Raw genomic sequence first — 12114 nt, 5'->3', positions numbered from 1 at the left:
TGCCACGGGGCCCGGGACCAGGCCGAAGCCGGGCCCCGGGACCGACCCGGGGCCGGGACCGGGACCGGAGCCGAGGCCGGAGCCGAGGCCGGAGCCGAGGCCGGAGCCGAGCGGGGCCCGCACCCCCCCCCCCCCCCCCCCCCCCCCCCCCCCCCCCCCCCACCCCCCCACCCCCCCCCTCCACCCCCCCGTCCCCGGGGGCCGAGGTCCCGCAGGGCTCCGTCCCCGGTCCCTTCCCCGGGGCCCCTCAGCCCCCCTTCGCCCCCGCCGGGCCGCAGGGTGGGGGCGGGCTGCCGCCCTTGCCGCCGTCCTTCCAGCCCGCCGCCCCGGCACCCGCCCAGCAGTGGCCCGCGCAGCCGGTGCCCCCGGCCGCCCCGATGCCGCCCGTCGCGCCCGGTCCCGTACCGCCGCAGGCTCAGCCGCAGGTGCCCGGCGCGTACGGCTATCCCCAGGCTCCGGCGCAGGAAGCCCCGCAGGTTCCCCAGCCCCAGCCCCAGCCCGGCGGGTACGGCTATCCCCAGCCCCCCGCTACTCCGGGCGGCTACGGCTTCCCGCCGCAGCAGGACGGGTACGGCCATCCGCACCCCGGTGCCGTACCGCCGCAGGAGGCGCCGGCACCCGTCGATCCCCGGACCGGGGCCGCCTGGCCCTCTCCGGTGACGCACGACCAGCGGGAGCGTTCCGTGCCGGGCGCCCCGCTCGGGTACAACGCGGCCGTGGAGCTGTCCTCCGACCGGCTGCTGCGGAACAACAAGCAGAAGCCCAAGTCGAGCCGTACGCCCGGCGCGGCGGCGCGGTTCAAGCTCGGCGGCAAGAAGGAGGAGGCGGAGCGGCAGCGCAAGCTGGAGCTGATCCGTACGCCGGTCCTCTCCTGCTACCGGATCGCGGTCATCTCGCTCAAGGGCGGTGTCGGCAAGACCACGACGACGACCGCGCTCGGCGCGACCCTGGCGACCGAGCGGCAGGACAAGATCCTCGCGATCGACGCCAACCCGGACGCGGGCACACTGGGCCGCCGGGTCCGGCGCGAGACCGGCGCCACCATCCGCGACCTGGTGCAGGCGATCCCGTACCTCCACTCGTACATGGACATCCGCCGGTTCACCTCGCAGGCGCCGTCCGGTCTGGAGATCCTCGCCAACGACGTGGACCCGGCCGTCTCGACGACCTTCAACGACGAGGACTACCGGCGGGCGATCGACGTCCTGGGCAAGCAGTATCCGATCATCCTCACGGACTCGGGCACGGGTCTGCTGTACAGCGCGATGCGCGGGGTGCTCGACCTCGCCGATCAGCTGATCATCATCTCGACGCCCTCCGTGGACGGCGCCTCCAGCGCCTCGACCACCCTGGACTGGCTCTCCGCGCACGGTTACGCGGATCTGGTGCAGCGCTCGATCACCGTCATCTCCGGGGTCCGCGAGACCGGCAAGATGATCAAGGTCGAGGACATCGTGCAGCACTTCGAGACCCGCTGCCGGGGAGTCGTGGTCGTGCCGTTCGACGAGCATCTGGCGGCCGGTGCGGAGGTGGACCTCGACATGATGCGGCCGAAGACCCGGGAGGCGTACTTCCATCTCTCGGCGATGGTGGCCGAGGACTTCACCCGGGCGCAGCAGGCGCAGGGCCTGTGGACCGGCGACGGCCAGGGCGCGGCGCCCCCGCACCTGGCCCCGCCGATGCCGGGCGGCCACCCCCAGCAGCCGGGCGGCCCCCCACTGCCGGGGCAGCCGCCCGTACCCGGTCAGCCGTTCCCCGGCCAGCCGTACGCCGCCCAGCCCTTCCCCGGGCAGCCCCTTCCCGGACAGCCCGCACCCGGACAGCCGTACCCGCCTCAGCAGCCGTACGGGCAGCAGTTCCCCGGACAGCCCGTGCCGGGTCAGCCGTACGGCGCACCGCCCGCCCCCGGCCAGCCCTTCCCGGGCCAGCCGTACCCGGGCCAGCCCGCCTCGGGACAGCCGTACCCGCAGCCGCCCCACGGCCAGCCGTTCCCCGGTCAGGTACCCGGCCAGATCCCCGGTCAGGTACCCGGCCAGATCCCCGGTCAGGCACCGGGCCAGATCCCGGGCCAGGCACCCGGTCAGCCGTACGGTGGGCAGCCCGCCCCCGGCCGGCCGTACGGAGCGCCGCAGGGCTTCCCCGGCCAGCCGCTCCCCGGGCAGGTCCCCGGTCAGCCCTATCCCGCCCCGCCCGTCCCCGGTCACCCCTCCGCCGCCCCGCAGGGCTTCCCTCAGCCGCTGCCTCCGCAGAGTGACGGCGGTTCGGGTGAGGAGGGGGCCGGATGGGCTCCCCAGGCGCCTCCGCAGGCACCGCCAGCCCCTCAGCAGTAAGGCGTCACAGGAGTAGTCCAATGAGGCCCCGTACCGGTCCCCCGGTGCGGGGCCTTCGGCATTCCCGCAGTCCACAAGGGGTTTGATGGATCGTTGACGACGGCAGACCACCGCTGATAAACCTTCGCTTCACCCCACGTCAGCCCAAGATCCAGACAGAACCCCTACGCGAGGTCACGTCACATGGTCATGGTCACGAAGGTTCCCTCACGTCCCGCTCGCGTCGCCCGCCGGGCCCCGCGCCTGCTGCTCGCCTGCGGACTCGCCGCCGTCTCGCTGGGCTCCCTGCCCGGCGCCGCCGTCGCGGAGGACGGCTCGTCCGGCGGCACGACGCTCACCGTCGCCGTCTCGCAGAGCATCGAATCGCTGAGCCCGTTCCTGGCGCAGAAGCTCACGTCCACCAGCGTCCAGCGGCTGGCCTACGAGTACCTCACCAACTACGACGTGAAGGACGCCCATCCGATCCCGGGGCTCGCCACCTCGTGGACCTCCTCGCCGGACAAGCTGACGTGGACGTACACGATCCGCGAGGGCTCCCAGTGGTCCGACGGGCGGCCGGTCACCGCCGAGGACGCGGCCTGGACCTTCACCACGATGATGACCGACCCGGACGCGGCCACCGCCAACGGCAACTTCACCGCCAACTTCGCCCGGGTGACCGCGCCCGACCCGCGCACCCTCGTCATCCGGCTGAAGAAGCCGCAGGCGACGATGACCGCGCTCGACGTGCCGATCGTGCCCAAGCACATCTGGGAGAAGGTCGGCGACTTCTCGAAGTTCAACAACGACCAGTCGTTCCCGATCGTCGGGAACGGCCCCTTCGTCATCACCGACTTCAAGGTCGACCAGTACATCAAGCTCAAGCCGAACAAGAAGTTCTGGCGAGGCGCGCCGAAGTTCGACGAGCTGGTCTTCAAGTACTACAAGGACGGGGACGCGGCCGTCGCCGCCCTCCAGAAGGGCGAGGTGTCGTTCGTGCCGAACCTGACGCCCGCCCAGGCCGAAGCCCTGTCGAAGCAGAAGGACATCAAGGCCAACGACGCCCCCGGGCGCCGCTTCTACGCCCTCGCCACCAACCCGGGCGCCAAGGCGCGGGACGGCGCCGCCTTCGGCAACGGGAACAAGGCGCTGCTCGACCCGGAGGTCCGCAGGGCGCTCTTCCTCGCGGTCGACCGCACCACCCTCGTCGAGAAGGTCTTCCAGGGGCACGCGGTCGAGGGCGAGGGGTACATCCCGCCCCGCTTCGGCGCGTACTTCTGGAAACCGGCGGACGGGCAGCGGCGGGCGTACGACCCGGTGGAGGCGGCGAAGGTCCTGGACGCGGCCGGGTACCGGAAGGGCGGCGACGGCAGACGGCTCGGCAAGGACGGCAGGCCGCTGGAGTTCCGCATCCTCTGTCACGCCACCGACCCGAACGACAAGGCGGTCGGCAAGTACCTCCAGGAGTGGTGGGGCGGTCTGGGCATCGGGCTGAAGGTCGAGTGCCTGGACAGCGTCTCGGACCCGTGGGTGAAGGGTGATTACGACCTCGCCTTCGACGGCTGGTCGGTCAACCCCGATCCGGACTACGTCCTGTCCATCCACACCTGCGGCGCCCTCCCGAGGACGCCCAAGGACACCGGCGCCACCGACAACTTCATCTGCGACCGCGAATTCGACGGGCTCTACGCGCGACAGGCGGTGGAGTACGACGCCGCCAAGCGGGCGGATCTGGTGAAGCGGATGCAGTCCCGGCTGTACGACACGGGGTACATGAACGTCATGGCCTACCCCAACGCCCTGGAGGCATACCGCACGGACCGGATCGCCTCCATCACCACCATGCCGGAGGCCGGCGGGAACCTGTGGGGGCAGGACGGCTACTGGAGCTGGTGGTCGGCCGTTCCCGCGGCTTCCTCCGGCGGGGACGAGGGCGGTTCGTCCACCGGGGTGATCGTGGGGATCGGCGTGGCCGTGGTCGTGGTGGCCGGTGCCGGCGTCCTGATCGGGCTGCGCCGCCGCACCACCGCCGACGACCGCGAGTAGACCGTGACGACCACCGGCACCCCCGCCGACCTGGCACGGGCCGACAAGTCCCGGGCCCCGCACGGCGCCTCCCGCACCGGCGCCGCCCCCGGCTATCTCCGCCACGCGGCGGGGAAGCTGGGCGGCGCGCTCGTCTCCCTCTTCGCCGTCCTCGTCACCGGTTTCTTCCTGTTCCGGGTCATCCCCGGCGACCCGGTGAAGGCGATGACCCACGGCGTCCCCACCAGCGCCGAGCAACTCGCCACGCTACGGCGTCAGTTCGGGCTCGATCTGCCGCTGTGGCAGCAGTTCACCGACTACTGCACGAAGGCGCTCGGCGGCGACCTCGGCACCTCCTTCCAGTTCCGTGCCCCCGTCGGGGAGCTGATCGCGGAGAAGCTGCCCGCCACCCTGCTGCTGACCGGGGTCGCGGTGGTGCTCTACTCGGCGCTCGGGCTCTGGCTCGGCACCCGGTCCGCCTGGCGGCACGGGCGGCTCGGCGACCGGCTGAACACCGGGCTCGCGCTGACCCTGTGGTCGGTGCCGTCCTTCTGGCTGGGGCTGCTGCTCATCATCGTGTTCTCCGTCGGCATGGGGCCGGTCCCCGGGCTCTTCCCGACCGGCGGCATGGAGTCGGGCACCGGCGAGACCGGTCTCGCGTACGTCCTCGACGTCGCCCACCACCTCGTCCTGCCCGTCGTCACGCTCGTCGCGGTCGGCTACGCGCAGACGCTGCTCGTGATGCGCTCCTCGCTCCTCGACGAGATGGGCGGCGACTATCTGACGACGGCGCGGGCGAAGGGGCTGCGCGACGACGAGGTGCGCCGCAGGCACGCGGTGCCCAACGCGCTCCTGCCGACCGTCACCATGGTCTTCATCAACCTCGGCCATGTGGCGGCGGGCTCGATCCTGGTGGAGACGGTGTTCTCCTGGCCGGGCCTCGGCGGTCTGTTCTACCAAGCCCTCAGCGTGCCCGACCTGCCGCTGGTCCAGGGGCTCTTCCTGGTCTTCGCCGGAGCGATGATCCTGATGAACCTGATCGCCGATCTGCTCTATCCGCTGCTCGACCCCCGGGTGGGCCGATGACCGCCCTGACCCGGGAGCGCCGCCGGGCGTCCGCCGTCCGCTTCTGGCGCGGCTACCGCACCCACCGCGCCGGGCTCTGCGGGCTCGCCGCCCTGGCCCTGATCGCGCTGCTCGCGCTCGCCGCCCCGCTGCTCGTCGGCGCCGACGTCCAGTCGGTGACTTCGGCGCCCGGCACCGCGCTCGAAGCACCGAGCGCGGAATTCCCGCTCGGGACCGACCAGTTCGGGCGTCCGCTGCTCGGCCTTCTGGTCTGGGGGGCGCGGATCTCGCTGCTCGTCGGGCTGCTCGCGGCGGTCCTCTCGGTCGCGATCGGGACGCTGGTGGGGATCGTCGCCGGGCACTACGGCGGCTGGTTCTCGACCGTCGTCATGCGGATCACGGACTGGTTCCTGGTGATGCCGACGCTGGTCCTGGCGATCGTGCTGGCCACCGTCATGTCCCGGTCGGTGTGGACGGTGGTCCTCGCCATCGGCGTGACGTCCTGGCCGACCACCGCCCGGCTCGTGCGCGCCCAGACGATCGCGGTGGAGTCCCGCCCGTACATCGAGCGGGCGGTCGCGCTCGGCGGCGGCCACCGGCACGTCATGACCCGGCACGTGCTGCCGAACGTGATGCCGCTGGTCCTCGCGCAGACCACGCTCGGCATCTCGACGGCCATCCTCACGGAGGCGACCCTCGCCTTCCTCGGGCTCGGCGACCCGACGGTGGTCTCCTGGGGCGGCATGCTCCAGGACGCCCGGGAGGCGGGCGCGGTCTCCTCCGGCCACTGGTGGTACCTGGCCCCGCCCGGTCTCGCCATCGCCGTGGTCGCGCTCGCGTTCACGCTCTGCGGCCGGGCCGTCGAGTCCGTGCTCAACCCGAAGCTGGGGGTGGGGCGATGAGCCTCCTGGAGGTACGGGACCTGCGGGTGACCTACGGGTCGGGCGCGGGCGCCGTGCCCGCCGTGCGCGGGGTCGACCTGACCCTGCCGGCGGGCGGCACCCTGGGCGTGGCCGGGGAGTCCGGCTGCGGCAAGTCCACCCTCGCGCTGGCGCTGCTGCGGCTGCTTCCGGCCTCGGCCGGGATCGAGGGGAGGATCCTGCTCGACGGCGACGACGTCCTCGCGATGACGTGGGGGCGGCTGCGGGCGGTGCGCTGGGCGGGCGCGTCGATCGTCTTCCAGGGGGCGATGCACTCGCTGAACGCGGTCCACCGGATCGGGGACCAGATCGCCGAACCGCTCCTCGTCCACGGCCGGTCCACCCCGGCTGCGGCCCGCGCGCGCACCGGCGAACTCCTCGAACAGGTCGGGCTGCCCGCCGCCCGCGCGGCCGCCTATCCGCACGAACTCTCCGGCGGCCAGCGGCAGCGCGTGATGATCGCGATGGCGCTCGCCTGCGCCCCCCGGCTGATCGTCGCGGACGAGCCGACGACCGCGCTCGACGTGATGATCCAGGCCCAGATCCTGCGCCTGATCGAACGGCTCGTCGCCGAACAGTCCATCGGCCTCCTGATGATCAGCCACGATCTGGCCGTCCTCGCCGACACCTGCGACCGGCTCGCCGTGATGTACGCGGGCCGGATCGTCGAGGAGGGACCCGCGAGGACGGTGTACGAGGCCGCCGTGCACCCCTACGGGCGGGCGCTGTCCTCGGCGTTCCCGCGCGTCGGGGACCTGGCCTCGCGGCGGGCGCCGCGCGGGCTGCCGGGCGACCCGCCTGACCCGGCGGACCTGCCGTCGGGCTGTGCCTTCCGGCCGCGCTGTCCGGTGGCGGTGGAGGGCTGCGCCGGACACGACCCGGAGCTGCGGGAGGCCGCCGCCGGACATCTGGCCGCCTGCGTCCACGTAGGGAGCGTCCGATGACCACGGCCACCGGCCCGCTGCTCTCGGCGCGCGGACTGCGTGTCGTCTTCCCCGGGCGGCGGGGCGCGGCGCCCGCCCACGCGGTCGACGGGGTGGACCTGGACGTCGGCGCGGGCGAGATCGTCGCGCTCGTCGGGGAGTCGGGCTGCGGCAAGACGACCCTGGCCCGTTCGCTGCTCGGTCTCGTCCGGCCGACCTCGGGCACGGTCTCCTTCGAAGGCCACCCGCTCGGCTACTCCGCCGGAGCCCTCAAGGCGTACCGGAAGCGGGCGCAGCTGGTCCTCCAGGACCCGAGCGGCTCGCTCAACCCCCGGCACACCGTGTACGACGCGGTGGCGGAGGGGCTGCGCGTCCACGGGTACGCGGGCGACGAGCGGGCGGCGGTCGCCGGGGCCCTCGCGCGGGCCGGGCTCCGTCCGCCGGAACGGTTCTTCCTGCGCTACCCGCACGAGCTGTCCGGCGGGCAGCGGCAGCGGGTCGTCATCGCGGGCGCCCTGGTCCTGGAGCCCGAACTGCTCGTGGCCGACGAGCCGGTGGCCTCCCTCGACGCCTCGGTGCGCGGCGAGATCCTGGCGCTGCTGCTGCGCCTGCGGGACGAACTCGGGCTCTCCGCCCTGGTCGTCACCCATGATCTGGGCCTGGCGTGGAACATCGCGGACCGGGTGGCGGTGATGTACCTGGGCCGGGTGGTGGAGTGCGGCCCGGTGGAGTCCGTGCTGACCCGGCCCCGGCACCCGTACACCCAGGCGCTGCTCTCGGTCCTGCCGGAGTCCGGCGCCGATCCGGTGGTCCTGACCGGGGAGCCCCCGGACCCGTCCCGGGTCCCGTCCGGCTGCCGCTTCCACGCCCGCTGCCAGGTCCTCGCCTCGGGCCGGGCGTCGGCGGTCGCCCACCGCTGCCGTACGGAGGACCTGCCGGTCCTGCCCGGCGACGGCACCGGGGAGCGGACGGTGGCCTGCCACTGGGCTACGAAGGGGACGGAGGGGGCGGAGGGGACGACTCAGGGGACGGTGTAGAGGGCTCGGGTCCGGGGGCGGGTCCAGGGGGCGGGGGGTCCAGGGGCAGGGGGCGGTCCAAGGGGCGCGTACGGAGGGGCGGATAGCCGGTGGGCGGCCCTGGGGCGCGTACGGGAGCGGAGTGCGGGCGGGAGCGGAGTGCGGGCGGGGCGGTCCAGGGAGCGGAAGGCCCCGGTCCGCCCCCGGTTCCTCCTCTTCAGGCGGAGGTGCGGGCCGGGCGGAACGGGGGCGAGTAGCCCACGATACGGCGGGAGCCGAGGCCCGGTTCGGGCGAGCTGCGAGAGGTCGTCCACCGGCCCAGGCACATCTCGGCGGTGATGCCGGGGCCGAAACCGGCGAGGATCCCCCGGGCCCCCTCCGCCTGCCCGCCCTCCTCGAAGAGGCGCCGGACCGCGTCCAGGACGACGGCGCTGGCGATGTTGCCGTACTGGGTGAGCGTGGCACGGCTGAACCGGAAGGACTCCGGAGGCACTTCGAGGAAACGGCTCAGGTCGTCGAGGATGCGTGGGCCGCCCGCGTGGATGATGTAGAAGTCCAGCTCCCCGGCGTCCCAGCCGTGCGCGCCCGCGATCTCGCGGAGCGCGGGGGCCAGCGGCTCCATGGTGGTGGGCACCCGCTTGTCGAGGAGGAAGTGGAAGCCGGTGGCGCGGACGCTGTAGGCGATCCAGTCCTCGGTGTCGGGCACGAGGTAGGAGTTGTTGCGCTCCAGGACGATGCCCGTGCCTCCCCTGCCCCGTACGGCTGCGGCGGCGACGGCGTCGCCGAACAGGCCGTTGGAGAGCAGGGAGCCCACGCCGAGGTCGGTCGGCTGGTAGCAGAGCGAGCAGAACTCGCAGGCCACGATGAGGACGTTGGCGTCGGGGTAGGCGGTGCAGAAGTCGTGCGCACGGTTGATCGCCGCCCCGCCGGCGGCGCAGCCGAGCTGGGCGATGGGGACCTGCCGGGTGTGGCTGGGGAAACCCATGGTGTTGATCATCCAGGCGGTCAGCGAGGGCATCATGAAGCCCGTGCAGGACACGTAGACGATCATGTCGATGTCGGCGGGGCGCAGTCCGGCGTTCTCCAGGGCCTCCTGGACGACCCCGGGGACCCGGGCTTTGGCCTCGGCCTCGTACCGGATGTTGCGTTCCTCGAAACCGGGGTGCTTCAGGGTCTCCTCGATGGGCTGGACGATGTGCCGGCGGGTGACTCCGGTGTTGCCGATCAGCCGGAGCGCCAGAGCGAGCTGGGGGTGTCCCTCGTGGATCGAGCGGGCGAGGTCGAGGGTCTCCTCCATCGTGATCACGTACTCGGGCACGGAGACTGCGGGCTTGCACAAGGTCACCATGACGCTCGCTCCTTCATACGGTTCGCGTCAGTTTCCGCAAGACTCGCTCCGGGGTCGCGCCCCCGCAACCGCGCGTACGCCCGTTCGCCTACGGAGGGTGACGGCCCGTGGGGAAGGTCCCCGACCCGTCCGGGAACGGCCCGCCCCGGGCGCCTCACGGCCGCCCGCACCGGGAAGGAGAGCCCGCACGGCCCCCGGCGGGACCGCCGGTCCGTCCCCCGATGTGACGACGCGGGACGGAGACCGGCGTGTCGCGGGGCGCGGGCCGTACGACACGGGGGACGGCGGTCTGGTGCGACCCGCTCCGGGTGCCGGTACGACACGGCGGCGGGGGCGGGGGCGACACGGCGGCGGCGGGGCGCAGGGCGGCGCAGGGCCGGAAGGCGGCGAGCCCGCGATCCCCTCGGGGCGCGGGCGCGGGGCGGGAGTCGTTGTGACGCGGTCCCCCGGGGAGCGACGGCGCGCGGGAGCGGTGTGACGCGGCCCGTCAGGGGCGGGGGCTCAAGGCCGGAGCCGCTGCGACGCGGTCTCTCGGGAGCGACGGCGGTCGGAGCCGCTGTGACGCGGCCCCTCAGAGGCGCGGGCTCACACCCGGAGCCGAGGTGACATGGTCCCTCGGGAGCGCGGGCTCATCGCTCCGCCGGGTGCTCCCCGTCGTATGCCTCGGTCAGCTCGCGGCAGCGCTTCACATCGGCGGCCATCGCCTGGAGCAGGTCGTCCAGGGTGTCGAACTTCGACATCCCCCGGACGTAGGCGAGGAAGTCGACGGCCACGTGCAGCCCGTACAGGTCGAGGCCCTCGCGGTCGATCGCGTACGCCTCCACGGTCCGCTCGGTGGCGTCGAACTGCGGGTTCGTGCCGACCGAGATCGCGGCGGGCATCCGCTCGCCGTCGGCGGTCAGCCAGCCCGCGTAGACGCCGTCGGCCGGGATCGCGGTGTGCGGCAGGGTCTCGACGTTGGCCGTCGGGAAGCCCAGCTCGCGCCCGCGCTGGGCGCCCCGGACCACGATTCCCTCGACCCGGTGCGGGCGGCCCAGGATCTCCGCCGCGCCCGTCACGTCGCCTGCGGCGACCAGCTTGCGGGTCAGGGTGGAGGAGAAGGGGTCGCCGCCGCCGGCCGCGCCGCTGACGTACAGGTCGACGACCTCGACCTCGTAGTCGTAGGTGGCGCCGAGTTCGGCGAGGAAGGCGACGTTTCCGGCGGCCCGGTGGCCGAAGCGGAAGTTGGGGCCTTCGATGACGGCCTTCGCGTGCAACTTGTCGACCAGCACCTTCACGATGAAGTCGGCCGGGGACAGCTGGGAGAACTCGGCCGTGAACGGCAGTACGAGCACCGCGTCGACGCCCAGTTCCTCGATCAGCTCGGCGCGCCGGTGGTGCGGGGCCAGCAGCGGAGGGTGGCTGCCGGGCCGGACGACCTCGGAGGGATGCGGGTCGAAGGTGACCACGACGGAGAGGACGCCGAGCTGCCGGGCGCGCTCGACGGCCCGCCCGATGATCAGCTGGTGTCCGCGGTGCACCCCGTCGTAGGAGCCGATGGTGACGACGCTGCGCCCCCAGTCCTGGGGGATGTCCTCCAAGCCACGCCAGCGCTGCACTGTGACCGCTCCTCGTCCGCCTGTTCGCCATTACGCAGGTCTAAGACTGCCATGCCCGCGCCCGTCGGTCCGCATCGGCATGGAACTGCCGGGTCCCGGCAGCGCCCGGACGGTCTCGGGACCGGGCAGCGACGCCCGGCCGCCGGGGGCCGCCGAGGCCCAGCCCGCCAGCAGCGCGGCGAACGCGGGCAGCTCCCTGACATGGGCGGCGAGTGCCCGGTCGAACCGCGCGCGCCCCTCGGGCGTACGGCTCCACAGCGTGCCGACCCGGTGGAGCAGGTCCCTGGTGCGGGGCTCGCTGCGCGACCCCGCGCCTTCGGCGGCGGCCGTCAGAAGGGCGCCGAGGACGCTCTCGCCTCCCTCTCCTTCCCCGGGCGCGGCGCGGCGCTCGTACTCCAGGAGTACGTCGAGCAGTTCGGTCCGCAGATGGCGGGAGGAGCCGGTGCCATGGGCGGCGAGGACGGGCGCGAGGGCGCCCCGGACGGCGGGCAGGCCCCGGACCAGCTCCACGACCAGCGGGAAGAGCACGGCCCGTGCGGCGGGCCCGCGCTCGAAGCGCAGGTCGACGAAGGCGGCCACGTGGTCGGCGCCCTCCGGGTGTCCGGCGGCGTAGTCGCGGACGAGTCCGGCGGCGCGGCGGGCGAGGGCGGGCGCGTCGATCTCGGCGAGGGCCCGCAGGACGGCGGCGGACGCCTCGCCGGTGTCGCGCAGCCGGATCCGGAAGGCGGCGAGCACCGGTTCGGGGTCGGCCGTCATGGCGGCGGCGAGGGCCCGCGCGGGCACCCCGGGTTCGGTGAGCGCGCGGGGCAGGTACCGGGCGCGGCTGTGCGGGTCGCGGACGAGGAGGCCGAGGGCGGGGCCGTGCAGGGCCCGGTCGCCGGGGCGGGCGAGCAGGGCGCGGGCGGCGTAG

At 73.8% G+C, this 12114-nt stretch carries 8 protein-coding genes and 1 pseudogene; 6 read left to right on the top strand and 3 right to left on the bottom strand.

Annotated elements, in window-relative coordinates:
- The 6 genes from BU197_RS06955 to BU197_RS06930 all read left to right on the top strand — a co-directional run.
- Positions 1-2330: AAA family ATPase (locus BU197_RS06955; RefSeq protein WP_411158453.1), on the top strand; the 2330-nt coding region annotated here is incomplete at its 5' end.
- Positions 2331-2519: 189 nt separating this feature from the next.
- Entirely contained in the window at positions 2520-4355 is a 1836-nt protein-coding gene (locus BU197_RS06950; protein ID WP_188267330.1) for an ABC transporter substrate-binding protein, read from the top strand.
- 3 nt (positions 4356-4358) lie between these two features.
- On the top strand, positions 4359-5420 hold the full coding sequence (locus tag BU197_RS06945) for an ABC transporter permease (RefSeq protein ID WP_188267329.1): 1062 nt from the start codon (positions 4359-4361) through the stop codon (positions 5418-5420).
- Entirely contained in the window at positions 5417-6301 is an 885-nt protein-coding gene (locus BU197_RS06940) for an ABC transporter permease (RefSeq protein WP_188267328.1), read from the top strand. The genes BU197_RS06945 and BU197_RS06940 overlap by 4 nt, the downstream gene beginning before the upstream one ends.
- Positions 6298-7263, top strand: coding sequence for an ABC transporter ATP-binding protein (locus BU197_RS06935; protein ID WP_188267327.1), 966 nt, complete (start codon positions 6298-6300; stop codon positions 7261-7263). The genes BU197_RS06940 and BU197_RS06935 overlap by 4 nt, the downstream gene beginning before the upstream one ends.
- The gene (locus BU197_RS06930; protein ID WP_188267326.1) at positions 7260-8279 is read left to right on the top strand and encodes an ABC transporter ATP-binding protein; all 1020 of its coding nucleotides are present in this window, start codon (positions 7260-7262) and stop codon (positions 8277-8279) included. Before BU197_RS06935 ends, BU197_RS06930 begins: the two co-directional genes overlap by 4 nt.
- Before the next feature lie 196 nt (positions 8280-8475).
- Here BU197_RS06930 and BU197_RS06925 read toward each other — a convergent pair whose 3' ends face one another.
- The 3 genes and pseudogenes from BU197_RS06925 to BU197_RS06915 all read right to left on the bottom strand — a co-directional run.
- Positions 8476-9606: a type III polyketide synthase gene (locus BU197_RS06925; RefSeq protein ID WP_188267325.1), complete on the bottom strand. Its 1131-nt coding sequence runs from the start codon at positions 9604-9606 to the stop codon at positions 8476-8478.
- Positions 9607-10235: 629 nt separating this feature from the next.
- Positions 10236-11204, bottom strand: coding sequence for a bifunctional riboflavin kinase/FAD synthetase (locus BU197_RS06920; RefSeq protein ID WP_188267324.1), 969 nt, complete (start codon positions 11202-11204; stop codon positions 10236-10238).
- 30 nt (positions 11205-11234) lie between these two features.
- Positions 11235-12114: pseudogene (locus BU197_RS06915) on the bottom strand (serine protease); the annotation flags it as partial.

Source organism: Streptomyces sp. CBMA291, from assembly GCF_014596525.1.
In the GTDB taxonomy this organism is placed as follows: Bacteria; Actinomycetota; Actinomycetes; order Streptomycetales; family Streptomycetaceae; genus Streptomyces.
This window is presented reverse-complemented; position numbering and strand designations above follow the sequence as displayed.

What these genes read in the sequence shown, in the direction of transcription:
- BU197_RS06950 (WP_188267330.1), top strand. Translation starts at nt 2,520, where the DNA reads ATGGTCACGAAGGTTCCCTCACGTCCCGCTCGCGTCGCCCGCCGGGCC.
- BU197_RS06940 (WP_188267328.1), top strand. Translation starts at nt 5,417, where the DNA reads ATGACCGCCCTGACCCGGGAGCGCCGCCGGGCGTCCGCCGTCCGCTTC.
- BU197_RS06935 (WP_188267327.1), top strand. Translation starts at nt 6,298, where the DNA reads ATGAGCCTCCTGGAGGTACGGGACCTGCGGGTGACCTACGGGTCGGGC.
- BU197_RS06930 (WP_188267326.1), top strand. Translation starts at nt 7,260, where the DNA reads ATGACCACGGCCACCGGCCCGCTGCTCTCGGCGCGCGGACTGCGTGTC.
- BU197_RS06925 (WP_188267325.1), bottom strand. Translation starts at nt 9,606, where the DNA reads ATGGTGACCTTGTGCAAGCCCGCAGTCTCCGTGCCCGAGTACGTGATC.